This is a genomic window from Streptosporangium saharense, assembly GCF_014203715.1.
In the GTDB taxonomy this organism is placed as follows: domain Bacteria; phylum Actinomycetota; class Actinomycetes; order Streptosporangiales; family Streptosporangiaceae; genus Streptosporangium; species Streptosporangium saharense.
In genome coordinates this window covers 1506481-1530291 of sequence record NZ_JACHJP010000001.1, presented here as the reverse complement: position 1 = coordinate 1530291, position 23811 = coordinate 1506481, and the positions used below count along the sequence as shown (strand labels likewise).

Below are 23811 nucleotides of genomic sequence, written 5' to 3'. Positions count from 1 at the left end.
TGGACCCTATCCGTCAGGGTCTGATCGCCCGGCCGGGGGTGGCCCCGGTGAGCTTCCCTCCGGTGAGCACCGCGACACCGGAGACGAGGACGTCGTCGACACCGGCCGCGGGGACGCGGGGGTCGGCGTAGGTGGCCAGGTCCCGGACGCGGGCGGCGTCGAGGACGACGACGTCGGCCACCTGGCCCGCGCGGACCAGACCCCTGCCCGTCAGGCCGAAGCGGCGGGCCGGGTGGGAGGCGAGGTGGACGGCGGCCTGCTCCAGGGTCAGGTCGCCGGTCTCGCGGACGTGGTGGCCGAGCATGCGGGCGAAGGCCCCGTATCCCCTGGGGTGTGGGTGCCCCCCGACGTAGATGCCGTCGGAGCCCCCGGTGTGGGCCGGATGCCGCAGGATCTCGCGGACCGACTCCTCCCCCTGCGGCCCCTCGTCGGGACGGGCCATCACGCATCCGGCCTCAAGCCGGGTCTCGACCAGGATCCTGCGGCAGAACTCGCCCGGCTCCGTCCCGGCCCGCTCCGCCGCCTCGGGCAGCGTCAGCCCCTCCGCCCACTCGGCCCCGGGAACGTGCGAGAGGGTGATTCTCGGCCAGATCGTCTCGTCCCACTCGATCCGCTCGGACTCCAGCAGCCCCAGCGCCCTGTCCGTGTCGGCGGCCGGGATCCACGACGGCAGCGCGACCATCGCCAGGATCGTGCTGCCCCGAAGATAGGGATAGGTGTCGAAGGTGACGTCGAGCCCCTCGTCGCGGGCCCGGTCGACCAGCGGCAGCAGAGTCGCCGCGGGTCCGTGGTAGTGCGAGACGTGCACGGCGACACCGGAACGCCGGGCGATGTCCGTCACCTCGGTCATCCCGGTCGTGGCGTTGGCGCCATAGCCGCGCATGTGCGTGACGTACGGCAGAGCACCGAGGGGCGCGCAGAGCGCGGCCAGCTCGGCGGCGTCCGCGTAGCGTCCCGGGGCGTACTCCAGGCCCGTGGAGAGCCCGGCCGCCCCCTCGGACAGGCCACGCTCGACGCGGGCGAGCATGGCGGCCAGCTCGTCGGACGAGGCGGCCCGCTCCGCGGCGCCCATCACGTCGTAGCGGATCGTGCCGTGCGGCAGCAGGTAGACCGTGTTGAGCGCGCTCGCCCCGTCGTAGCCCGCCAGCAGCTCCGCCACGCTCAGCGGACCGTCCGCGCCGGGGTGGGCGCCGTTGACCGCGGCGAAGTAGCGGGTGGCGTAGGCGAAGGCCTCACGGGTCGAGGTCGGCGCGAAGGACAGGCCGTCCTGACCGAGGACGAAGGTCGTCACGCCTTGGCGCAGCGCGGCGAGCTGCACCTCGGGGTCGAAGACGAGGGCGTCGCCGTGGACGTGGCAGTCGACCAGACCGGGCATGATGTGGCGCCCCGAGGCGTCGATCACCGTCGCGGCCTCGGCCCCCGTCAGCCTGCCGACCGCGGTGATCTCGCTCCCGGTGATCCCGACGTCCGCCAGAAAGGCCGGGGCACCGGTGCCGTCCAGCACCCAGCCATCTCTGATCAGCACATCAAACGACATGCTCGGATTCAATCATTGAAGAGGGATTCCGTGCATCTTCGAGCGTTCCATCGGCCCGGCGGTGACTGTCCGTGACGCTGGAATCAGTTGTACGGCCCCCGGTTCACGCACTCGGGGCCGGAGAGCACCGGATGCTCGGCCAACAGGTCCCTGGCCCGCTGACGGGCGAGGTTCCACCCGTTCCACGGGTCGGGGGTCGCGAGCTGGTTGGCGGCGACCACGTCCCGCAGCACACAGCTACGCATCGGCTCGGGCAACCGGTCGAGCGCGGGTACGGCCTCAGCCCCGAGGTCGCCCAGGTAGACCCGGTCGAGCCGTTCGACACCCCGGACGGCGGCCTGACTCTCGGCGACCCGCAGGTCGGGGTTCCACGCGGCGAACGCCAGCAGCGCGATCCCGGTCATCATGACCATCGCCCTGGGCAGCCACGCCGCACGGCCACGCCGGGTGAGCCGTACCGCCCCCGCGACCAGGACCAGCACGAAGACGGCACCCAGCCACCAGATCGCCGCCTCGACCGAGGCGCGCAGCCGGGAGAAGCCGTAGGCGTCGACATAGAGGTCGAGCCGGTGCAGCGCGGAGGCCAGGATCACCATGGTCAGCGCGCAGAGCAGGCCGAGCAGCCCGGCCATCAGCCACCTCTCGCGCCCCCCGAGATCGACCAGCACCGAGGCCGCCGCCACGATCGCCAGCACGAACACGCTGACGACGACGAGTTGGAAGAACCCGGACCTGGCGTACTCGGCGTAGGTCAGCCCTGCTGCGGAGACCACCCACCGGGTGCTGCCGAACAGCACCGTCAGCTGCATCCCCACGAACACGGCGAACAGCAGGTTGAGGGCGACCAGCGGGGGCACCCACAGGCCCCGGCCGACCGTGAGCCGCAGCGTGGGAACCGTCGGCTCGGCCACGGGACGCAGCCCCACCAGCACCGCCGCCGCGACCAGCACCGCGAAGGCCACGAACAGCACGATCCGCACCGGCATCGACGCCGCCCAGTCCTGCGTCAGCAGAATTCGTTCGACGGCGTCGGCGAAGACCGCGTCCGCCGAGACGAACAGCCCGCCGAACAGCAGCACGAGCACCAGGCTCAGCCCGACCCCGACCAGCGCGGGCACGATCCGCCTGCGCAGGGGCACCCCCTTGACCGGCTCCGCGAGGAACCACGGCACGGGCAGCAGCGCGATCAGCACCGAGGCGCCGCCCCTGATGACCCCGAGCCAACTGCGTCCCGCCCCCGACAGGGCGAGGGCGCCCAGCAGGAACCCGGTCAGCAGGAGCGAGGCCACCAGCCCGTCGGAGTCCCTGAACACCGCGACCGTGACAAGTCCGTACGCGACCAGCCCCAGCCCGGCCGACCACGGCGTGATCCGCTGCCGCGCGACCGGCAGGACCGCGACACCCATGACGATGGCGACGAGCACGAATCCCAACCCCGCCCTGCTGTACGGCAGAGCCAGCGCCGCGACGAGACCGACACCGGCGCAGGCGGCGAGCAGCCAGCGGGGGGTGGCGGGCAGGTCGGGCCGGGGGAACAACGGCGGAGCCACATACCCTCCCGGAGGGTCCCCCCACTCGCTCCCTGGGCTGCCTCCCGAAACACTCCAGGGACCACCTCCCGGAGGGCTCCCCGAGACGTCTCTCGGCAGGCTTCCCGGGACGCCACCCGTGGGACTCCCCAAGGTGCCTCCCGAAGGACTTACCGGGACGCTTCCCGGCTGACCTTCCAAGGTTCCCTCCACAGAACCTCCTGGCAGACCTTCTGGGGCTCCCCCTGTAGAACCCGCGGCTCCTACGGCAAGACCTTCCGAGACGCTCCCCGAAGCGCCTCCGAGAGGGCCGCCCGTTCCCATCTGCCTGGCCATGTGCGCCTCCCACGATTCGCTTCCCACCGGCCCCTGTACGGCGGGACGCTCCGGCGGCTCCCCCGCGGCTCGGACGTAGGAGTCGGTGATCCCGAGCACCGTGCCGATGAACCCGCCGCCCAGCATGATCAGGAAACCGGCCAGCACCCCCAGCATCGGGCTCATCGAGGCGATGATCATCCCCGCGATGACCCCGCAGACCAGCCCGGCGATCCCACCGCTGAGAAGCCCGGCGAACGCTCCCGCCCAGTTGCGGGGTGACCGGGACCGACTCGGCACGCTCAGCACCGGCCTGGGCGGGTACATCCCGCCCGGCACCGACGGCTCCCCGGCACCGAACTCACTCCTCCGGGGACGTTCCCCGACCCCCTCGGCATACCGCGCGAACCCGGCGGCACCGGAGGACTCCTCAGCGGGCTCCCCCTCGACCGTGGGGACGACGTCCTCCTTCACGACTGACGTCACGGACTCATCCGGCGCCCCCGCGAGATCCACGTTCCTGGAAGGCGGCGCGGCGCTTCCCGGTCGCTCGATCGGCCACACGACCTTGGCGAACTCCCCCTCGACAGGATCCGCAGCCTCGGTGGAACCGTCATCGCCCTTCTCCGGGGACGTCGCGGACTCGGAAACCTCCGGCGTGGAGTCCGTGACGCACGACGCCCGGCTGAGAGACGAGCGGGACGGGACGTCCATCATGCTCCTTTCGGGGAGATCGACCACGACACGACAGCCCTCGCCGTCCTCGAAGCGGATGGAACCGCCGTGCAGCTCGACGATCTCCTTGACGATGGCCAGGCCGAGGCCGGCGCCGCCCACGTCCGCCGCCCGCCCGGCGTCCAGCCGGGAGAAGCGCTCGAACGCCCGAGCCCGGTCCTCCGGCGGGATGCCGGGCCCCTGGTCGATCACACGCAGCCGCGTCCCGGTCCCCTGCGGGACGACGTCGAGCACCACGACCCCGCCCTCCGGGCTGTGCCGTACCGCGTTGTCCAGCAGGTTGGCCAGCACCTGGGCCAGCAGGTCGGCGTCGGCACGGGTGCACAGGCCCGTGGGCACCTCGCAGCGGGCGGTGATGCCCTCCCTCGCGAGCACGGCCTCGCGCAACGCCTGCTCGCACAGCGGGCGAAGCTCGACCTCCTCAAGCTCGATCGGCCTGGCTCCGGAGTCGAGGCGGGACAGGTCGAGAAGCTGGGCGACCAGCCTGCCGAGCCGTTCCGTCTGGGACAGGGCGGTTCCCAGCGTGACGGGGTCGGGCGTCGAGACGCCGTCGACCACGTTCTCCAGGACCGCCCTCAGCGCGGTGATCGGGGTGCGCAGCTCGTGGCTGACGTTGGCGACCAGCTCACGCCGCTGCCGGTCGACCTCGCCGAGATCGGCGGCCATGGCGTTGAAGGCACGGGCGAGTTCGCCGACCTCGTCACGCGAGGTGGCGGTGACGCGCAGGCCGTAGCTGCCCTTGGCGATGGTCTGCGCGGCGGCGGCCATCTCACGCAGCGGCTTGGTCATCCCCCGGGCGAGCAACTGCATCATGACCAGGGCGAACGCGACGGCGACCGCGACACGGACGTTGCGTGAGTATCCGGCGTTGATGCCGACCTCGTTGGCGACGAACGCGGCGGCCACGGCGAGCAGCATGACCATGCCGAGCTTGACCTTGATCCTGCCGAGGAAGTCGAGGGGTCTCAATGGGGGGCCGTCCCGGTGGTCGAGTGAATGGCGGTTCGGAGAGCTTCGGATGACGGGTCAGCGGACGAGGGCGTAGCCCACTCCGTGGACGGTCCTGACCACGCCGGGGCCGAGTTTGCGGCGCAGCGCGCGCACGTGGCTGTCGACCGTCCGGGTGGCCGCCGCCTCGGAGAACCCCCAGATGTCGGCGAGCAGCCGTTCACGCTCGTACACCTGACCTGGCCGTTCCGCGAGGCGGCGCAGCAGGTCGAACTCGGTCCTGGTGAGCTGTGCCTCGGCACCCCGCACGTAGACCCGGCGCTCGGCGGTGTCGATCTCGACGTGACCGACCCGGATGACCGTGTCCTCCACGGCGAGCTGGGAGGCCCGCTCCACCCGGCGCAGCAGCGCGTGCACCCGTGCGACCAGCTCGCGCATGCTGAACGGCTTGGCCATGTAGTCGTCCGCGCCGACCCCGAGGCCGACGAGCAGGTCGGTCTCCTCGCCCAGCGCGGTCAGCATGAGCACGGGAACCGGCCTGGCCGCCTGCATCCTGCGGCAGACCTCCAGTCCGTCGAGACCGGGCAGCAGCCGGTCGAGCACCACCACGTCGGCCCCGGTCCTGGCGTAGGCCGTGAGCGCCCCCTCACCGTCGCCCACGACCTGGACGTCGAAGCCCTCGGCCGCCAGCCGGTGTCGGACGGCCCGCGCGATCGTCTCGTCGTCCTCCACCACGAGGACACGGCGTTGTTGAGGGGATGTCATGCCTCGCAGCGTAAGGGGGCCGCGTGCAGATGACCGGTGATGAATTGTGAAGGTTTCGCGCATCCCGCGTCCCCACCGGTGCCGGCGCCGACACCGTGGGGGGCGCGGGAGTGGGCCGGGACTACATGAGGATCATCCGGTGGCCGGTAATGCGGTAGCCCAGCCGGGCGAACGAGGCCGCCATGGGGGCGTTTCCCACATCGGTGTTGTCGTTGACCTGGGACTCTCCCTCGGCCGCGAAGATGTGCAGCGCCTCGGCGACCAGGTCGTCGGCGTAGCCGTGGCCACGGTGCGCGGGATCGACCCCGACGTAGCCGACCGTCGCCGAGCTGTCGTTACGCGTCGGCAGCACGGCGCCGACCAGGGCCCCGGAGGCGTCGTGGGCCAGCCGCCAACGGGAGCGCCCACCGGCCATCCCCGCGAGCACCGCGACGGTCTCCCGCGCGGTCTCCATGGCCCCCCTCGTGGCGCGGGTGCGCCGGTCCCAGTCGTCGAGGCTGCCCTCGGTGACCCTGGCCAGCAGGCCGAGCAAGGTCTCGTCGTCGTCGGCCGGGGTGAAGGTGAGGCGGGTTGACCGGGGCGGCAGGCCGTACTCGGGGATCCAGCGCAGGTTGAGCCGCTCGACGGCCCTGCGCCACCCCACCCGCTCGGCCGCGTCGATCCGGTCGGTCGCGTCGGCCAGCGCGTCCGGCCGTTCCTGCCAGTTCGCGGGCAGGAACAGGTGGTATTCGGGCCGTACGCCCCCCTCGGGCACCAGGGCGGCGTGGGCGGCCTCCAGCAGGGCGGCGCCCACCTCGACCCGGTCATCACCGTGACCGGGGTCGAACCAGTCGAGGAAGCCCGGACGGTCGGAGCCGTGCGGCGCCCAGAAGCCCGCACGCGCGACCACCTCGTCGCCGCGCAGCGCGACCCAGACCCAGCCGGAGCGGTAGCCGAGCTCTTCGAACGGCCGGGCACGCAGGCCGACACCCGAGGCGGGTAGCGGACCGTAGCTGTGGAACAGATGGAACTCGTCCGCCCGGAGCGGACGGAACAACAGATCGGACACGTGAAACTCCAGAAAGCGGTGCGCCTCCCGGATCTCAGGCGGTCTGCCGCCCAAGTCGGGGACGCGTGATCGGGTCGGTGAACATCCGCATCTCACTCCTTCCTCTCGAAGATCTGGAAGGCGGACACTAACCCCCTCGGGACCGACTCTCAATCGGATAAAACGCCCTCGGGGCAGGGTGCGGACGATCTGCCGTGGATGCCATGGCGACAGGATGTCCCAGCCCGGCGACGCCCGTCGGCACCGAATCCCGTTCTGTGGATAACTCTCCGCCTGTGGACAACGCCCATGCGTAACCACGTTTTGTTTCAGCAAGTCCTCATTCATTGGTTCATATGGCGCTAAGTGGCTATGTTGCTGTCCGCGATGGGACGGCGAACGGGGTGAGCGGGATAGACACTCAAGTGCTAGCGGGCCGCTACCGGCTGCTCAATCCCCTCGCCGAGGGCGAGACGGGAGCGGTCTGGCTCGCCGCCGACGAGATGCTCCGCCGTGACGTGGCGGTCAAGGAGGTACGGCTCCCGCCGGGCCTCGACCCCGTCAGGCGGCAGGAGGCGTGTGCCTCCGCGCTCAGGGAGGCCAACCTGGCCGCCCGCCTCAAGCACCCCTCGATCGTGACCGTCCACGACGTGGTGATCGAGCACGAGCGTCCCTGGCTCGTCATGGAACTGCTGTCCGGTTCCTCCCTTGAGGAGACCGTCCTCAGACGGCAGCCACTGCCGGTCCACCAGGCGGCCAGGGTAGGCGTGGGCATCCTCAGCGCGCTCGCCGCCGCCCACGCCGCCGGGGTCGTGCACCGGGACGTCAAGCCGAGCAACGTCTTCCTCACCCGCACGGGCCGGGCCGTACTGACCGACTTCGGCTTCGCGGCCGTCGAGGGCGAGGAGACCGCGGGACGCACCGGCCACCTGGTCGGCTCCCCCAACTACATCGCCCCCGAGCGCCTGCGCGGTGAGCGCGGCGGCCCCGCCTCCGACCTGTGGTCCCTGGGCGCCACGCTCTACTTCGCCGTTGAGGGAATGCCCCCGCACCCGGCGGAGAGCCCCGTCGCGGCCATCGGCCGGGTGCTGACCGACCCCGCCAGGCCCCCCGAGCGGGCGGGCCGACTCGGTCCTCTCCTCATGCGGATGCTCGCGCCCGAGGCCGGGGAACGGCCCTCCTTCGAGGAGGCCGCCCGCGTCCTGCAGGAGGTCGCCCTCGGCCGCCCAGGCTCCGAGGTGGCCGTCGTCCCTGCCCACGAACCCGCGCAGGAGAGCGCCCCGCCCCCGAAGGCGAACCGCAGACGTACCCTCGTGTGGGCTGCGGTCGAGGTCACCGCGGTCGTCGCGGTCATCGCGGCCACCACGGGCGTCGCCCACTTCGCCTTCGGCCGTACGGCACAGCAGGGGTCACCCAGGCTCAGCGAGAAGCCGGGCGCCTTCACCGTCCCGCTGAACATGTGCGACCTGGTCTCCGCGGCCGACGTCAAACGGCTCCTGCCCGCCGTGCAAGGCGCGGGCGAGCAGACGAACCGGGGTGGCTGCCAGTGGACGAGCCCCGGGATCGGCCTTGAGGTCGTCCCGGTATCCGACAAGCAGTGGGGCAAGAGCCCACGCCAGGCCCACGAACTCCTCGTCAACCAGCGCAACGCCACACTGCCCAGCGGACAGATCGGGTGGAGCTGGTCCGAGATCCGGGCGGGCGCGCGCTCGGCCAGGACCACGGGACCGCTCACGGTCAAGCCCGCCGGTGACGAGGCGTTCGGCTACGACCTGTACGAGAACAGGAAGACCGGCAGGCTCGAACAGAGCCACGTGGTCCTCCGCGTCGACAACCTGGTCCTCGACGTCTCCTACACGGTGGTCGACGGCTCCAAGGACGGCCCCGCGATCCAGACGGGCGCCCACACCGCGGCGACCTGGGTCGCGCAAACGCTGAACAAACAGAAGGCGAGAGGATGAACCGTCCAGACGTCCCGGGCTCGCAGGGTAGGCGTTCGGGGAGGCACGCGGTGGACGTGCCCGGGTCCGCGGTGCTCGAACAGACCTCCCTGGAGCAGGTGGTCGAGCGGCTCGGGCCGTTGACCCCGCAGCAGGCCGCGACCGTCGGCCTGGCCGTGCTGGATCAGCTCGTGGCCGTGCACAACCGGGGGATGCTCCACGGTGACGTACGGCCTGGCTCGGTGCTGGTCGGTCCCCACGACCGGATCACCCTCGCCGCGCCCACCCTGCGTTCCCCGGCGTTCACCGCCCCCGAGGGGGTGACGGGGCCCGCAGCCGACCTGTGGTCGCTCGGCGCGACCCTCTACACCGCCGTCGAGGGACGTCCGCCCTCACCCGGTGGGTCCCTGGACAACGCGGGGGCGCTGGGTTCGGCACTGTTCGCCCTGCTTTCCGGTGACCCGGCCCAGCGGCCCGAGCCGGGGGTGCTGCGCAACACCCTGCTCGACCTGTCGCGCAACGGCGGCCACACCCCGCTGCCGCCGGTCCGCGCGGACGTGGCGCCGCCGCCGTCCACCTGGGCGGCCTCCGCGCCCTTCCCCACGGATCTTCCGCAGGTCCCCCCGGCTTCCTCGTTCCCCTCGGACCCGTTCTCCTCCGATCCTCTCTCCTCGGTCGCGTTCACCTCGGGGCCGTTCACCTCCGGCCCGTTCAGCTCGGACCCGTTCAGCTCGGGGCCGCCACAGCCGATGGGACCACCACAGCCGATGGGGCCGACAGGGCCGGTGGGACCGCCACAGCCGGTGGAGCCGATGAGCCCAGTGGGGCCGGTCCCGCCCGCGGGCCCCCAGGACGAGGCCGTACCCGCCCAGGAGCCACCCCCCGCGTCCGAGGAGGCCGTCCCCACCTCCCCCTTCCCGAACCAGGCCCAGAAACCCCAACCACCGCAGCAACCCCAACAGCCCGTCTCACAAGAGCTGGTCCCCGTCCAGGAGAGCCCCACGCGTCCGGCCACGCCAACCCCACGATCGGGCGTGCTCGTCCCCCGCCCGATCGTGGGATTGACCGGTGGGCTGCTGCTGGCCATGGCGGTCACCATCGGCGTCCTGCTCTCCCAGCGGCTCGGGGCTCCCACCGAGGAGGCCGACGCCCGCGTCCCAGGGCCGGGAGGTGCCCTGTTCGCCTCGGCGCCCAGGGCGTGCGGTCTGCTCGACGACAAGCAGGTCGCCGAGGTCGTGCCCGGTTTCCGCAGCTCCGAGGTCGAGGCCACCACCTGCGACTGGCTCAACCAGCAGGACTGGCGCAAGCCGAGCACCGAGAAGTTCGACCTCACCGTACGGCTGGTCGCCCAGAAGCAGGACGCCTCCGGCGTGACGCGTGCCAAGCAGTACCTCGCGGGCAAGAGGCAGGACGTCGCGACGAGCACCTCCGACCCCAAACCCACGCCCCCGAAGGACCTGAAGGGCGTCGGCGAGGAGGCCTTCACCACCGGTTCCTACAGCAAGTTCAACCTGTACGGCGGGGCCTACAAGGTCACCGTGGTCCTCCGGGTCAGCAACCTGATCGCGGAGGTCGAGTACGGCCGGGGCGGTGTCAAGGACGACGCGGACGGCCAGATCGCGGCGGGGGCGGAGAAGGTCGCCCGCTGGCTCACCACCTCCCTGAAGACCAATGGCTGACCCGGCACCCGTGCTCGCGGGCCGTTACCGGGCGATCGACCGGCTCGGCGCGGGCGGGATGGGCGTGGTCTGGCGGGCCAGGGACGAGCTTCTGCACCGCGAGGTGGCGATCAAGGAGGTGCTGCTCGGCAGGAACCTGACCGAGGCCGAGCGGACGGAGGCGCGTGAGCGCACCCTCCGCGAGGCGCGGGCGGCGGCCCGGCTGAGTCACCCGTCCATCGTGGCGGTGCACGACGTCATCGCCCAGGAGGGGCGCCCCTGGATCGTGATGGACCTCGTCAGGGGCCGTTCCCTCGACCGGGTCATCCGCGCGGAGGGGCCGTTGCCGCCCCGGCGGGTGGCCGCGATCGGCGTCGCGGTGCTCGACGCGCTGGCCCTGGCGCACGGCAGGGGCATCATGCACCGCGACGTGAAACCGGCCAACATCATGCTCGCCGACGACGGCGGGGTGTTGCTGACCGACTTCGGCATCGCGACGGTCGAGGGGGACGCCCAACTGACCTCGGCGGACTCGCTGGTCGGCTCCCCCGGCTACATCGCCCCGGAGCGGCTGCGCGGCGGGGACGGCCCGGCCGCCGACCTGTGGTCTCTTGGCGCCACGCTCTACGCCGCCGTGGAGGGGCGGGGGCCGTTCCAGCGGGGTGTCCCGGTGGCGACGCTGGGCGCGGTGCTGACCGAGCCGACCCCGTTCCCCGCCCACGCGGGGGACCTGGCTCCCGTGCTGCTGGCCGTACTGGAGAAGGATCCTCGGTTGCGGCCCGGTGAGGCGGTGCTCCGTACGGCGTTGCAGCGGGTGGCGCAGGGGTTGCCGCCGGGGCCGTTGGCGCCCTCCGCCGAGCCGGTCACCGAGCCCACGGGAACCCCCCGGGTGGGGCGGGGCCGTACCGGATGGCTCGTCGGCGGCGGGGTCGCGGTCGTGGCGGCCGGGGTCACCGCGGCCGTGCTGCTGACCACTGGAGGAACCGCGGCGCCGTCACCCTCGCCCTCCCCCTCGGGGACGAGCGTGGGGCGGTTCGCGGCCGATCCCGACCCGTGTTCGCTGCTCGGTGAGGCCCAGGTCCACGCGCTCGGACCGACCTCCGCGCCGCTCTCCGTGGAGGCGAAGGGGGACGACGAGGCGTACTGCGCCTGGAGCGACGCCGGAAGCGATCCCTCGCTCAGGGTGCAGTTCAGCCGCAAGACCCCGGTGTCCGGCAAACCGGCGCCGGAGGTCGCCCACGCGTTCTTCTCCTCGGAACGGGCCAAGATCAAGGCGGACGAGGGGACCTCGCCTGTCGGCTGGGTCGGCCCGCTGCGCGACGTGAGCCGGGTCGGCGCCGAGGCGTTCACCTACGACGTCGGCGCCCTCGACCGGGCGCACACGGTGGTCCGCTTCCGGATCAGCAACCTGCTGGTCGAGGTCAACCTGTCGGAGAAGGCGAAGAAGGTGAGCCCCGAGTTGCGCGCCAGGGGTCTGCGCGCCGCCAGGCTCGTCGCCGAGGAGCTGAACAGCCGTGACTGACGTGCCGTCCCCCGACCCGGGTCTGCTGGCCGGGCGTTACCGGCTGCTCGAACGCCGTGACCACACCGGCACCTCGTGGCGCGCCCGCGACGAGCTGCTCGGCAGGGAGGTCACGATCGCCGAGGTACGGCTGCCGCCTCCCGGCCCCGGCCGTGACCGGCTGCTGGGGCAGATCCGTGCGGCGGCCGACCTCAGGCATCCGGGCGTCACCACCCTGCACGACGTGATCTCGGCCCCCGACCGGATGTGGCTGGTCGCGGAGGCGGTGACGGGCCGTTCGCTGGTCCAGATCGTCAGGCACGAGGGTCCGCTCCCCCAGGAACGGGCGGCCGAGGTGGGCCTGCGGGTGCTGGACGCGCTGAACGCCGCGCACGAGCGGGGCGTCAACCTGGCCGCGACCCCCGACACCGTGGTGCTCACCTCGGACGGCCGGGTCGTGCTGACCGGCATCCTGAGTCTCTCGGGGACCGACGAGCTGCGGGACCTGGGCACCACCCTGTTCACCGCCATGGAGGGCAGGGCGCCGACCACCGGGTCGCAGACCGTCCCCAGGATGGCCGACGGCTCGCCGCTCACCGACCCTTCCGAGTTCACCGGCGGGATGACCACGAGGTCCGGGGTGCTGGCGCCGATCGTCGAGGGCCTGCTGGCGGACGATCCCGCGCGGCGGCCGGACGCGACCTCGGTCCGGCTCGCGCTCGAACAGGTCTCCCCCAAGCCCCCGAGGTCCCGGCTCAGGTCTCCGCTCGTCGTCGCGGCGATCGCGGCCTGCGTGCTCGCGGTCGCGGGAGGGGTGGTCTGGGGCGTGTCCCGCTCCTCCACGCCCGCCGTCGAGGCGGCGCCGTACGTGGACCCCGGGCCCTTCACCACGAAGCCTGACCTCAGGGGGCTCTTCACCGCCGAGCAGCTCAACCAACTGGGCGTGAAGACCGTCCCGAGCGGCACCGGCGAGGAACCCCACTGGGGCACGGCGAACTCGAAAGACCCCCGCAGCCTCCAGCGCCAGCTCTCCGTCGAGGAGCGGCTGTTCCCTTCGGCGGACAAGGCGTCCGAGTCACTGGCCGGCAGCGTGGCCTACACCGCCAAGCACCGGACGAACAAGTACGGAAGCCCGCAGACCCCCCTGCGGCCGGTCAGTGGACTGGGCAACGAGGCCGTCGTCGGCGAGGTCACCGGGGGCAGCTACTCGGTGACCGTGATCGTCCGGGTCAACAACCTGCTCCTGACCGTCCAGTACCAGAACTCCGGGGGCCCACCCGACGAGGAGATCACGCGCAACGCCCTGGCCGCGGCCAGGTGGGCTGTCGAATCGCTCAGCCGGGGACGCTGATCCAGGACGGGTCAACACGATATATCTCGGATGGAACCCGGGAGGGCGCCCACGCGTTGGACAGGAGACGCACAATGAACGACAGGCGGGGCGCGCGCTCCGCGTTCGGAGGAAGTTGACGATGTCGCCCGTCCAGAAGTATCTGCTCGGCGCAGGCGCGGTGGTGTTCCTGTCGTGGCTGTTCCTGCCCAACCTGCTGTTCACGCTCGTGCTCGTGGGTGTCATCGCCGCCCCGATCGTGGGCTATCTGATGCTCGACCCCTCGCAGCGCGCCAGGCTCAAGCGCGCCCGCAAGCGCGGCATCGGACGCTGACCCCTCGCCGGACGGGCCGCGGCGCTCCCGCGGCCCCCTCCGCCACAGAGGTCAGGCCGTCGCCAGTTCGGCCTCGACCCGCCGGGTGACCCTGCGCTCGAAGACGAACGACAGCAGCGGGATGGTGCCCGCGAGCATCACCCCGGCGATGTACGGCCACGACCAGCGGGCCTTCATGCCCAGGTTCATGGTGGCCACGAGATAGATCATGTAGAGGAAGCCGTGGATCGGGGAGACGACCCTCGACGGCCCGTCGATGTCAAAGCCGTACCTCAGCACGATGCACGTGACCAGGACGAGCAGCATCACGCCGACGACGTACGCCAGGATGCGGAAGGGCTTGAGGGCGGATTCCACGGTCATCTACCTCGGTCTGGGAGTTCGGACACTAAACGATATGTCGGCTTCCGCGTGCCTCAGGCCGCTGCGGGCTCGGGCTTGTGCTCCCGCCCCGCCGTACGGCTTCGCACCATGTCACGCAGGAAGTGCCACCACATGAAGACCGCGAAGAGGCCGAAGATCCACCACTGGGCGGCGTAGGCGAGGTTGCGCCAGGTGAACCCGCCCGGCTCGGTCGGGGGTGCGACGGCGACCGGTTTGACCGCCACCGCGGGGGCCGGGCTCTGGGTGGCCGCGACCACGAACCCGTCACGCAGCTTCACCCCGCGCCACAGATTGATCAGCTCCGCGGACGAGACGGTCAGCACCTGCCCCTCGGGCAGCCGCTCCGACCCGCGCCGCACACTGTCGGTCGCCTCAGAGGGACGCAGGCGCCCGGTCACGGTCACCGTTCCGGTTGGTACGGCGCCCGCCCCCACGGCCGGGTCGTCCGCCCCGGAGACCCAGCCCCGCACGACGGGAACGGAGGTCCCGTCGCCGAGGTCGAGGGCGGTGAGCAGCCACGCCCCACCGTCCCGCCCGGCGACCAGCAGTTGCCGGGAGGCGTCGAACGTCCCCGAGGCCGTGACCCTGCGGCTGACCGCGTCGCTCGTCATGTGCCTGCCCGGCTGGGTGAGGGTCGCGACGGCCACCGGCGCGGGGTCCTGTGCCGCCTGCGGCTTGCCCGAGTCCTCGAACACCCCAAGCTGCCAGCGGCCGAGCAGCGCGCACGCGACGAGCGCTCCGATCGCGAGCAGGTGAAGCACCAGCGCGCGGGGAGAGAACAGGGTCCGGAGCATGACACCACGCTATCCGCCTGACCCGGCGGTCCTGTCTTCAGCACCGCCCACTGAACGCCCAAGCACCATGCATGCCCACGAAAGTGACATGAACCGGTAGTGACGCGGTCATGGATGTCGCTAGAGTCAGCCCCATGTCTGAACCTCAGATGGACCCGGCGGGCAACACCCAGCAGTTCAAGGCGTTCGCCCAGCGTAACGAGCCCGAGGCCGCCCCCGCCAAGCGGTCGCTGCTCACGCCGATCCTGATCGTGGTCGGGGTCCTGGTCGTGGCGGTCCTGGCCTTCCTGCTGTTCCGCTAGGGCAGGGGTCCGAAGCGCCGACGACACTCGCCGTCGGCGCGTTTCGCGTTCTCCGGGGCCGAGAGATCGTCAGCGGTGTCCGCTCACCACCAGCGCGCTGCCGCCGCCCCTCCTGACCGGCTCCGCCACGGCCTGGACCCTGCCGCCGCCGAGGAACTCAAGGCCGGTGGCCGCGCCGATCTCCGGGTTCAGCACGAGGCTGTGCCCCCTGGCCGTCAGCTCGGGGCCGTAGCGGTCGATGAAGCCCTGCTCCGCCTGGGTCTGGGCGGTGTTGCGCTGGGTGGCGCGCGGCGCGGCCAGCGCCTGGGGCAGCGTCATGCCGAAGTCCCAGCGGTTGACCAGGATCTGTAGCACGGTCGTGATGATCGTCGAACCGCCCGGCGAACCGACCGCGAGCAGCGGCTCGCCGTTCTTCAGCACGATCGTCGGCGCCATGGACGAGCGGGGCCGCTTGCCGGGACCCGGCAGGTTGGGGTCGCCGGGGGCCGGGCCGAAGGTGAAGTCGGTCAGCTCGTTGTTGAGCAGGAACCCGCGTCCCGGGACGACGATGCCGTTGCCGCCGGTGGACTCGATGGTGATGTTGTAGGCCACGACGTTCCCCCACCGGTCGGCCACCACCAGGTGCGTGGTCTCCGGCCCCTCCGCGGGCGTCGGCTTCTGACTCTCCGGGGGTACGGCACGGCACGGCCCGTAGGAGCCGTCCGGGTCACCGGGCGCGGCCGGGGCGGGGATCGCCCGCTCCCCGACCAGGCAGGCGCGCTCCTTGGCGAACCCCTCCGACAGCAGCTGCCGCAGCGGCACCCCGGGGATGTCGCCGACATACTTGCCCCGGTCGGCGAAGGCCAGCTTCGAGGCCTCCAGATACTCGTGCACGCCGACCCTGGGCAGCGCCTGCAGGATGTTGAGCGCCTCCCCGACCGTCGAGCCGCCGGAGGAGGCGGGCGGCATGCCGTAGACGTCGTTGTCCTCGTAGGTGACCCTGGTCGGCGCACGCTCGACCGCCCGGTAGGCGGCCAGGTCGGACAGTTCCATCAGGCCGGGCCGTACGGTCCTGGTCGAGCCCGGGGTGACCGGTGGCCGTTTGACGGTGGCCACGATCTCGGCGCCGAGGCGCCCGCCGTACAGCCAGGAGCCGCCGCGTCTGCCGAGTTGCCGGTAGGTGTCGGCGAGCTCGGGGTTGCGGAAGGTCGAGCCGACCGCGGGCAGGGCGCCCCCGGGGAGGTACAGCTTCGCGGTCGAGGTGAGGTCCTTGAAACGGGCGGCGTTCGACGCCGTCTGGTCGTGGAAGGTCTGGTCGACCGTGAACCCCCGCGAGGCGACCTCGATCGCGGGCTTGAGCGCCTCGCCGAGGGAGAGCGTGCCGAACCGCCTCAGGGCAAGCTCCCACTGCGCGACGCTGCCGGGGACCCCGGCGGACAGGCCGCTGGTCACCGCGTCGTCGAACGGGATGCCCTCAAGCGAGGTGGGTCTCATCGCCTTCGGCGCGGTCTCCCTGCCGTCGATCGTGTGGACCCTGCGGTGGCGGGCGTCGTAGTAGACGATGTAGCCGCCCCCGGCGAGTCCCGCGGAGTAGGGCTCGGTGACGCCGAGCGTGGCGGCGGCCGCGACCGCGGCGTCGATCGCGTTGCCGCCCCTGCGCAGCACGCCGAGCGCGGCCTTGCTGGCGTCCAGGTCCACGGTCGCGACCGCGCCACCGTATCCCTCGGCGACGGGTCGTTTCTCCTGCTGCTGTTGCTGTCCCGGCCCCGGTGGAGCCGCGGCGGCGGGCCGTACGAGAAGGACGGAGCTTCCCGCCAGAATCGCGGCGGCGAGCACGGCTGAGCCTCGACCGATCATGTTGGCCTCCCGCAGCCCAGCTTGACTCAGTTGACCGTAACTGTCAGCCCCCTCCTACTCCCCGCGACGTAGCCACGCCTGCCTCCGGGGGCGGACGCGCAGGTCAGGGCCTGGACGTAAAGTGCACACCGTGCGCGTCACCCGCCTGTCCCTCCCCCTGCTCCCGCTCCTGGTGGCCGTCGTCCAGGTCGCGGGCAGCACCGGCGCGCAGTGGAACCAGGTGCACAACTCCGGCCTGATGCGGGTCCCGCTGGACGCCGTCGGTTACGCGCTGCTGGTCGCGGGCCCCCTCGCCCTGGCCGTACGGCACCGCAACCCCGTCCTCTGCCTGGCCGCTACACAGGTCGTGACCTGGGCGTACGTCGTCCTCGGCTACTCCTACGGCCCGGTCTTCGCCAGCCCGGTCATCGCGATCTACAGCGCCGTCTCCTCGGGGCACCGCAGGGCCGCCTGGCTGACCGGGGGGCTGATGTACGCCTTCTTCTCGGTCTACGCGTCCTGGTTCGCCAACCTGCCGATCCCCTCCTGGTACCACAACCTCGCCGTGGCGGCCTTCGTCGGCGTGGTGCTGGCGGCCGGGGAGTACACCGGGGCCAGGCGCGAACGGCTCGCCGAGCGGGAGCGGGTCGCGGCCGAGGAGTCACGACGGCAGGCCAGCGAGGAGCGCCTGACCATGGCCCAGGAGCTGCACGACGTGCTCGCGCACAACATCTCCCTCATCCACGTGCAGGCCTCGACCGCGCTGCACCTCATCGACGACCATCCCGAGCAGGCCCGTACCGCGCTCACCACGATCAAGCACGCCTCCAAGGACGTGCTGACCGAGATGCGCTCGGTGATCAGCGTGCTCCGCGAGGGCGCGCCCCGCTCCCCGACGGCCGGGCTCGACCGCCTCGACGAGCTGACCGGCCGCGCCGAGCACGGCGGCCTGACCATCGAACGGAAGGTCGAGGGCCGGGTCAGGCCACTGCCCCCGGGAACCGAACGGGCGGGCTACCGCATCGTCCAGGAGGCCCTCACCAACGCCGCCAGGCACGCCCCCGGCTCGACCGTCACGGTTCTCCTGAGGTACGGCTCGCGCGAGCTGCTCATCCGGGTCACCGACACCGGTGGGGTCGGCGCCGCCGAATCCCTGGGCGGCGGAAACGGCATTCCCGGCATGCGCGAACGCGCCTCGGCCCTCGGCGGCACCCTGACCGCGGGCACGCACGGACGGGGCTTCCGCGTCGAGGCGCGGCTGCCGATCCCGGAGGAAACCGCATGATCAAGATCGTCCTCGCCGACGACCAGGCGCTGGTCAGGGCCGGGTTCCGCGCCCTGCTCGACGCCCAGCCCGGGATGACCGTCGTGGCGGAGGCGGCCGACGGCGCCCAGGCGCTGCGCCTAGCCGCCGAACACCGGCCGGACGTGGTGCTGATGGACATCAGGATGCCCGGCATGGACGGCCTGACCGCGACCAGGGAGATGCCCCCGGGGCCGAGGATCATCATCCTGACCACCTTCGAACTGGACGAGTACGTCTTCGAGGCGCTGCGCAACGGCGCCAGCGGGTTCCTCGTCAAGGACACCGAGCCCGCCGAGCTGATCCAGGCCGTCCGCGTCGTCGCGGCCGGGGACGCGCTGCTGTCGCCCGGGGTGACCCGCCGCCTGATCGCCGAGTACGCCAGCCGCGCCAAGGCGCCCCACCCCTCCCAGGACCTCTCCCTGCTGACCGAGCGGGAGCGGGAAGTCCTCACCCTGGTCGGGACCGGGATGACCAACGACGAGATCGCCCAGCGGCTCTTCATGAGCCCCGCGACCGCCAAGACCCACGTCAGCCGGGCCATGATGAAACTCCACGCCCGCGACCGCGCCCAGCTCGTCGTCATCGCCTACGAGTCGGGCCTGGTCCGCCCGGGGTGGTTGTGAGCCCGATCAGGGAAAACCCGTGTCCGCACGGCATGTCGGCGATACCCTGCGTGTTCTCAAGGACACGAAGGGAAACAATCGTGCTTATGACATCACGACGGCCCGCCACTCTGAGGCCCACTCCCGAAACCGCGTCCCACCCCCTGCCCGGGACGCCACGCGAATTGTTCGAGGCCCTCCCCCAGCTTCCCGGGCTTCGTACCGAGATCATCGACGGGAGACTCATAGTGAGCCCGGTGGGCACCCCCGAGCACGGCTGGACCGCGACACTTCTTTCCTACGAGCTGCACCCCTTGGTCAGGGAGCGCGGCTGGCACGCCTACACGGGCAATGTCGATGTCTGCATCGACGGGCCTCGCGACCCCGTTGAGCCCGACTTCGTGCTCGCCCCGCCCGACTGCCCCCGTTGGGGAGAGCGGGAGCTGCTGTCGTCCGGGTTGATCATGGTGGCCGAGATCGTCTCGCCCGGCAGTGTCAACGACGACCGCGACAGGAAGCCCGGCATCTACGCCCTAGGCGGGGTTCCCGTGATGGTCGTTATCGACCCCGTGGCCAGCCCGGCGACCGTGACGGTCCTCAGCGACCCCAAGGAGGGGGCCTACCTGACCTCGACCCGGGTCGCTATGGGGTCGCCCGTGCACCTCCCGGAGCCGGTCGGCTTCACCCTGGACACCTCGGTCTTCGTGCGCTCCTGACCTGACGCCTCCCGGCCACGGGTACGCCCGGTGCCGTACGTCGTGATGAGACGTGGGGGCGATGGCCCGTGGCCTCGCGCGCGGGAGGGTGGGAGGCGTCGAAGGAGGTAGGAGATGAACGTTCTCGCTGTCGGTCACGCGCCCTGGTGGCCGATTTTCCCGCTGTTCTGGGTGCTGGTGTGGGCCGGGGTCGCGACGCTGGTGGTGCGGGCGCGGCGGCGGGGCCTGGGGCCGTGGAGCGGCCGGACGGTCCAGACACCGCAGGAGAGCACGACGGCGGCGGCCGAGCGGATTCTCGCCGAGCGGTACGCCAGAGGAGAGCTCGGCGCCGAGGAGTATTTCGAGCGGATGTCGGTGCTCAGAAGCGGCGCGCTCTGAAAAAAACTGGCGTGTAATGACAAGTCCGCCGTAAAGCGAAATCGGCACGGTCCGAAAAGAATTGGCGCCGGAAGCCGGACACCCGAATGTGAATAACCGGAAAGCCGAAGGCCCGGCGCGGTGACACCCCGTCGTCGTATGGTTACGTGCTCCCTGTTCGCTGGGCCACGAGGAGGACGACGTGGGGTGGCCGGAGGGCACGGAGGCGGCCCGGCGGCGCGCGCTGCTCTGCGAGGACGCCGGTGATCTCGACGCCGCGAGGCGGTGGCACCGTGAGGCCGCTTCCGGGGGCGATCTGACCTCCGCCCATGACCTGGGCTCCCTCGCCTACGGCCGGGGCGAGGAGGACGAGGCGCTGCGCTGGTGGGAGCTGGCCGCCCGTGGGGGCCACACGGGCGCGGCCTACGAGCTCGGCCTGTTCCTGCAGGCCAACCGCGATCCCGAGGGCGCGGAGGCGTGCTACCTGCCGGCCGCGGGGACGGGTCATCCCGGGGCGGCCTCCCGGCTCGGCGGGCTCGTGCTGGCGCGGGGCGACCTGCGGGCGGCCCGCGTCTGGTTCGAGCGGGCCGCGGGGGCGGGCCGTACCGGTGACCAGCGGATGGCCGGGTTCGTATGTCTGGAGCTCGGTGACGTGCCTGCGGCGCGCCGCTGGTTCGGCAGGGCCGCGGCGGGCGGCGATCCCGAAGGGGCCTTCACCCTCGGCCTGCTGCTCATCGCCGAGGACGACGACCTGCCGGGCGGGCTGCGCTGGCTGCGCAGGGCGGCGCAGACCGGGCATCGGCGGGCCGCGGCCGAGGTGGCCTCGTTGCTCTCCCGGCGGCCTCTCTTCTGCGAGCCCCCGGCCCGGGGCGGGTCGGACCTGGTCGTCGAGCCCGAGCTGGCCGCCCGCGCCGAGCTGGCCTCGGCCGTCGCCGGGCGGGGCGGTGTCCCGCTGCGGGCGGACGATCTGGCCGAGATCCTCGGCACGTGGGACCTGCTCACCAGGTCGTTGCGTGACCACGCCGACGTGGCGGGCTGGCTCGCGGGCCGCAGCGGGCTGCCCCAGGAGGCCATCGAGCGCCTCGGGGCGGTCAGGGCCGGGGTCGCGCGTCCCCGTGGACCGGCCTGGCCTTCACCCGCCGAGGTCGGCTCCGCCCTGGTGACGGCCCGTGAGCTGTGGGCCAGGCTCGGCCGTACGGCGGGAGCGCGGTGAGGGGGGCCGTGACCCGCGTGCCGGGAGCGCGGGGCACGGTCGCGGCGAAAAGACGGTCAGTCGGCGATGACCTGCGAGACCGGGGTGTACGGCAGGCCGAGGGCCTGGGCTACCTGGTCGTTGGTGAGCAGGCCCGCGTGGGTGTTGAGGCCCAGGGCGAGGCCCACGTCCTGCTGGAGGGCCGACTTCCACCCGAGGCCCGCGAGCTTGACCGCGTAGGGCAGCGTCGCGTTGGTCAGGGCGTAGGTGGAGGTGTTGGCCACCGACCCTGGCATGTTGGCCACGCAGTAGAAGACCGAGTTGTGGACCTGGTAGGTCGGCTCCGCGTGGGTCGTCGGGCGGGAGTCCTCGAAGCAGCCGCCCTGGTCGATGGCGATGTCCACCAGGACCGAGCCCGGCTTCATCCTGGAGACCAGTTCGTTGGAGACGAGGGTCGGCGCCTTGGCCCCGGGGATCAGCACGGCGCCGATGACCAGGTCGGCCTCCAGGACCTCCTTCTCGATGGCGTAGGAGGTCGAGACGAGGGTCTTCAGACGGCCCTGGTAGACGGCGTCGATGAAGCGCAGCCGGTCGATGTTGAGGTCGAGGACGGTGACGTCGGCCCCCATGCCGACCGCGATCTGTGCGGCGTTGAGGCCGGAGACGCCGCCGCCGATGACGACGACCTTGGCCGGAGCGACGCCGGGCACGCCACCGGGCAGCACGCCCCTGCCGCCGTTGAAGCGCATGAGGTTGTAGGCGCCGACCTGCGGTGCCAGGCGGCCCGCGACCTCCGACATCGGGGCGAGCAGCGGCAGGGTGCCGTTGACCTGGACGGTCTCGTAGGCGATGCCGGTGACCTGCTGCTTCAGCAGGGCGTCGGTGCACTCGGGGCCCGCGGCCAGGTGGAGGTAGGTGAAGAGCACCTGCCCGGGGCGCATGCGGTGATACTCCTCGGCGATCGGCTCCTTGACCTTGAGGATCATGTCCGTCTCGCCCCACACCTCGTCAGCGGTGTCGAGGATCTTGGCTCCGGCGAACAGGTACTCCTCGTCGGGCAGGTGCGAGCCAAGGCCCGCGCCGCGCTGCACGTAGACGTCGTGGCCGTGTCGTACCAGCTCGTGGACGCCCGCCGGAGTAGCGGCGACGCGGTACTCGTGGTTCTTGACCTCGGCAGGCACGCCGATCTTCATAATCGGTCCTTTCGGCTTCCAAAGGATGTCACCGCATCGCTCGCCGAACGTGGTGACGTTTCAGCGAATGCCGTGACGATTGGGTGAGAACCATTGTGCTGCTGCCGAGGTGACGTCAGAGACGATTCCACGCTTCTGTCAGGACCGAACGCAGGATCGACTCGATCTCGTCGAACTCCTTCTGGCCACAGATGAGCGGCGGGGCGAGCTGGATGACCGGGTCGCCCCGGTCGTCGGCGCGGCAGTAGAGCCCGGCCTCGTACAGGGCCGAGGACAGGTAGCCGCGGATGAGGCGCTCGGACTCGTCGAGGTCGAAGGTCTGCTTGGTCGCCCTGTCCTTGACCAGCTCGATGCCCCAGAAGTAGCCGGAGCCGCGCACGTCGCCGACGATCGGCAGGTCCAGCAGGCGCTCCAGGGTGGCGCGGAAGACCGGCTCGTTGCGGGTCACGTGGCCGAGCAGGTCCTCGCGTTCGAACAGGTCGAGGTTGGCCAGGGCCACGGCGGCGGAGACCGGGTGTCCGCCGAAGGTGTAGCCGTGGGCGAACATCTCGGTGCCGTCCTTGAACGGCTCGAAGAGGCGCTCGGAGGCGATCATGGCGCCGATCGGCGAGTAGCCGCTGGTCATGCCCTTGGCGCAGGTGATGATGTCGGGGACGTAGTCGAACTTCTGCCCGCCGAACATCGTGCCGAGGCGGCCGAAGGCGCAGATGACCTCGTCGGAGACGAGCAGGACGTCGTACTCGTCGCAGATCTCGCGCAGCCGCCGGAAGTGTCCGGGCGGGGGCGGGAAGCAGCCGCCCGCGTTCTGCACCGGCTCGACGAAGACGGCGGCCACGGTGTCGGGGCCCTCCATCTCGATGGCCCTGGCGACGCGCTCCGCGGCCCAGTAGCCGTACTGCTCGGGGGTCATGCCGGGCACGCCGGTGATCTCGTCGGCGCGGTAGTGGTTGGTGTTCGGCACCCGGACCGAGCCGGGCACCAGGGGCTCGAACATCTGCTTGAAGGCCGGGATGCCGGTGATCGACAGGGCGCCCTGCGGGGTGCCGTGGTAGGCGATCTGGCGGCTGATGACCTTGTGCTTGAGCGGCCTTCCGGTGATCTTGAAGTACTGCTTGGCGAGCTTCCACGCGGTCTCCACGGCCTCGCCGCCACCGGTGGTGAAGAAGACGCGGTTGAGGTCGCCGGGGGTCTGGGCGGCCAGCCGCTGGGCCAGCTCGGCGGCCTTGGGATGGGCGTAGGACCACAGCGGGAAGAAGGCCATCTCCTGCGCCTGCTTGGCGGCGGCCTCGGCCAGTTCGCTGCGGCCGTGGCCCGCCTGGACCACGAACAGCCCGGCCAGGCCGTCGAGGTAGCGCTTGCCGTGGATGTCGTAGACGTAGCTGCCCTCGCCTCGCACGATCATCGGCATCTCCGCGTCCCGGTAGGAGCCGTGCCGGGTGAAGTGCAGCCACAGGTTGTCCTGCGCGGCCTTCATGATCGAGGTGACGTCGGTGTTTTCGGGGTGGTTCATTGCGATCTTCCCTCGATGAGC

Annotated in this window: 20 protein-coding genes; 11 read left to right on the top strand and 9 right to left on the bottom strand. The window is 71.6% G+C overall.

The window, feature by feature from the left end:
• Positions 1–13 precede the first annotated feature (13 nt).
• The 4 genes from FHS44_RS07375 to FHS44_RS07360 form a co-directional block, all read right to left on the bottom strand.
• On the bottom strand, positions 14–1537 hold the full coding sequence (locus FHS44_RS07375) for an N-acyl-D-amino-acid deacylase family protein (protein WP_184713087.1): 1524 nt from the start codon (positions 1535–1537) through the stop codon (positions 14–16).
• A gap of 83 nt (positions 1538–1620) precedes the next feature.
• Complete coding sequence (locus tag FHS44_RS07370) at positions 1621–5085, bottom strand: DUF4153 domain-containing protein (protein ID WP_246435106.1); 3465 nt, start codon at positions 5083–5085, stop codon at positions 1621–1623.
• A gap of 57 nt (positions 5086–5142) precedes the next feature.
• Entirely contained in the window at positions 5143–5829 is a 687-nt protein-coding gene (locus tag FHS44_RS07365) for a response regulator transcription factor (RefSeq protein ID WP_221460364.1), read from the bottom strand.
• A gap of 121 nt (positions 5830–5950) precedes the next feature.
• The gene (locus FHS44_RS07360; protein ID WP_184713085.1) at positions 5951–6877 is read right to left on the bottom strand and encodes a GNAT family N-acetyltransferase; all 927 of its coding nucleotides are present in this window, start codon (positions 6875–6877) and stop codon (positions 5951–5953) included.
• Between the two features lie 404 nt (positions 6878–7281).
• Between FHS44_RS07360 and FHS44_RS07355 the strand changes: the two genes are divergently transcribed.
• From FHS44_RS07355 to FHS44_RS07335, 5 genes are all read left to right on the top strand, one after another.
• On the top strand, positions 7282–8817 hold the full coding sequence (locus FHS44_RS07355; protein ID WP_184713084.1) for a serine/threonine-protein kinase: 1536 nt from the start codon (positions 7282–7284) through the stop codon (positions 8815–8817).
• A 50-nt stretch (positions 8818–8867) separates the two neighbouring features.
• Positions 8868–10475, top strand: coding sequence for a protein kinase family protein (locus tag FHS44_RS41660; protein WP_184713083.1), 1608 nt, complete (start codon positions 8868–8870; stop codon positions 10473–10475).
• On the top strand, positions 10468–11976 hold the full coding sequence (locus FHS44_RS07345) for a serine/threonine-protein kinase (RefSeq protein WP_221460363.1): 1509 nt from the start codon (positions 10468–10470) through the stop codon (positions 11974–11976). Before FHS44_RS41660 ends, FHS44_RS07345 begins: the two co-directional genes overlap by 8 nt.
• Complete coding sequence (locus tag FHS44_RS07340) at positions 11969–13306, top strand: protein kinase family protein (RefSeq protein ID WP_184713082.1); 1338 nt, start codon at positions 11969–11971, stop codon at positions 13304–13306. The genes FHS44_RS07345 and FHS44_RS07340 overlap by 8 nt, the downstream gene beginning before the upstream one ends.
• Before the next feature lie 121 nt (positions 13307–13427).
• On the top strand, positions 13428–13619 hold the full coding sequence (locus FHS44_RS07335; protein WP_184713081.1) for a tail-anchor membrane protein: 192 nt from the start codon (positions 13428–13430) through the stop codon (positions 13617–13619).
• Positions 13620–13670: 51 nt separating this feature from the next.
• On the opposite strand, the gene FHS44_RS07330 is transcribed toward FHS44_RS07335, so the two are convergent.
• Positions 13671–13982: a DUF3817 domain-containing protein gene (locus tag FHS44_RS07330; RefSeq protein WP_221460362.1), complete on the bottom strand. Its 312-nt coding sequence runs from the start codon at positions 13980–13982 to the stop codon at positions 13671–13673.
• Positions 13983–14035: 53 nt separating this feature from the next.
• The gene (locus FHS44_RS07325) at positions 14036–14797 is read right to left on the bottom strand and encodes an SURF1 family protein (RefSeq protein ID WP_184713080.1); all 762 of its coding nucleotides are present in this window, start codon (positions 14795–14797) and stop codon (positions 14036–14038) included.
• A 134-nt stretch (positions 14798–14931) separates the two neighbouring features.
• On the opposite strand from FHS44_RS07325, the gene FHS44_RS07320 reads away from it, so the two are divergent.
• Positions 14932–15099 (top strand): hypothetical protein, encoded by a 168-nt coding sequence (locus tag FHS44_RS07320; RefSeq protein WP_184713079.1) that lies wholly within the window; start codon positions 14932–14934, stop codon positions 15097–15099.
• A gap of 69 nt (positions 15100–15168) precedes the next feature.
• Here FHS44_RS07320 and FHS44_RS07315 read toward each other — a convergent pair whose 3' ends face one another.
• On the bottom strand, positions 15169–16935 hold the full coding sequence (locus tag FHS44_RS07315) for a gamma-glutamyltransferase family protein (protein WP_184713078.1): 1767 nt from the start codon (positions 16933–16935) through the stop codon (positions 15169–15171).
• Positions 16936–17065: 130 nt separating this feature from the next.
• Here FHS44_RS07315 and FHS44_RS07310 point away from each other — a divergent pair, with 130 nt between their 5' ends.
• The 5 genes from FHS44_RS07310 to FHS44_RS07290 all read left to right on the top strand — a co-directional run bounded on the left by FHS44_RS07310 (position 17066) and on the right by FHS44_RS07290 (position 21108).
• Positions 17066–18199 carry a sensor histidine kinase gene (locus FHS44_RS07310; RefSeq protein WP_312863553.1) on the top strand — a complete coding sequence of 378 codons (1134 nt, stop codon included), beginning with the start codon at positions 17066–17068 and terminating at the stop codon, positions 18197–18199.
• Positions 18196–18843, top strand: coding sequence for a response regulator (locus FHS44_RS07305; protein ID WP_184713077.1), 648 nt, complete (start codon positions 18196–18198; stop codon positions 18841–18843). The genes FHS44_RS07310 and FHS44_RS07305 overlap by 4 nt, the downstream gene beginning before the upstream one ends.
• A 32-nt stretch (positions 18844–18875) precedes the next feature.
• The gene (locus FHS44_RS07300) at positions 18876–19538 is read left to right on the top strand and encodes a Uma2 family endonuclease (protein ID WP_312863552.1); all 663 of its coding nucleotides are present in this window, start codon (positions 18876–18878) and stop codon (positions 19536–19538) included.
• Positions 19539–19652: 114 nt separating this feature from the next.
• Complete coding sequence (locus FHS44_RS07295; RefSeq protein ID WP_184713075.1) at positions 19653–19916, top strand: SHOCT domain-containing protein; 264 nt, start codon at positions 19653–19655, stop codon at positions 19914–19916.
• Positions 19917–20097: 181 nt separating this feature from the next.
• The gene (locus tag FHS44_RS07290) at positions 20098–21108 is read left to right on the top strand and encodes a tetratricopeptide repeat protein (RefSeq protein ID WP_184713074.1); all 1011 of its coding nucleotides are present in this window, start codon (positions 20098–20100) and stop codon (positions 21106–21108) included.
• Positions 21109–21164: 56 nt separating this feature from the next.
• On the opposite strand, the gene ald is transcribed toward FHS44_RS07290, so the two are convergent.
• Both ald and FHS44_RS07280 read right to left on the bottom strand, forming a co-directional pair.
• Positions 21165–22280 carry an alanine dehydrogenase gene (ald, locus tag FHS44_RS07285; RefSeq protein WP_184713073.1) on the bottom strand — a complete coding sequence of 372 codons (1116 nt, stop codon included), beginning with the start codon at positions 22278–22280 and terminating at the stop codon, positions 21165–21167.
• A gap of 115 nt (positions 22281–22395) precedes the next feature.
• The gene (locus FHS44_RS07280) at positions 22396–23790 is read right to left on the bottom strand and encodes an aspartate aminotransferase family protein (RefSeq protein WP_184713072.1); all 1395 of its coding nucleotides are present in this window, start codon (positions 23788–23790) and stop codon (positions 22396–22398) included.
• Positions 23791–23811 lie beyond the last annotated feature (21 nt).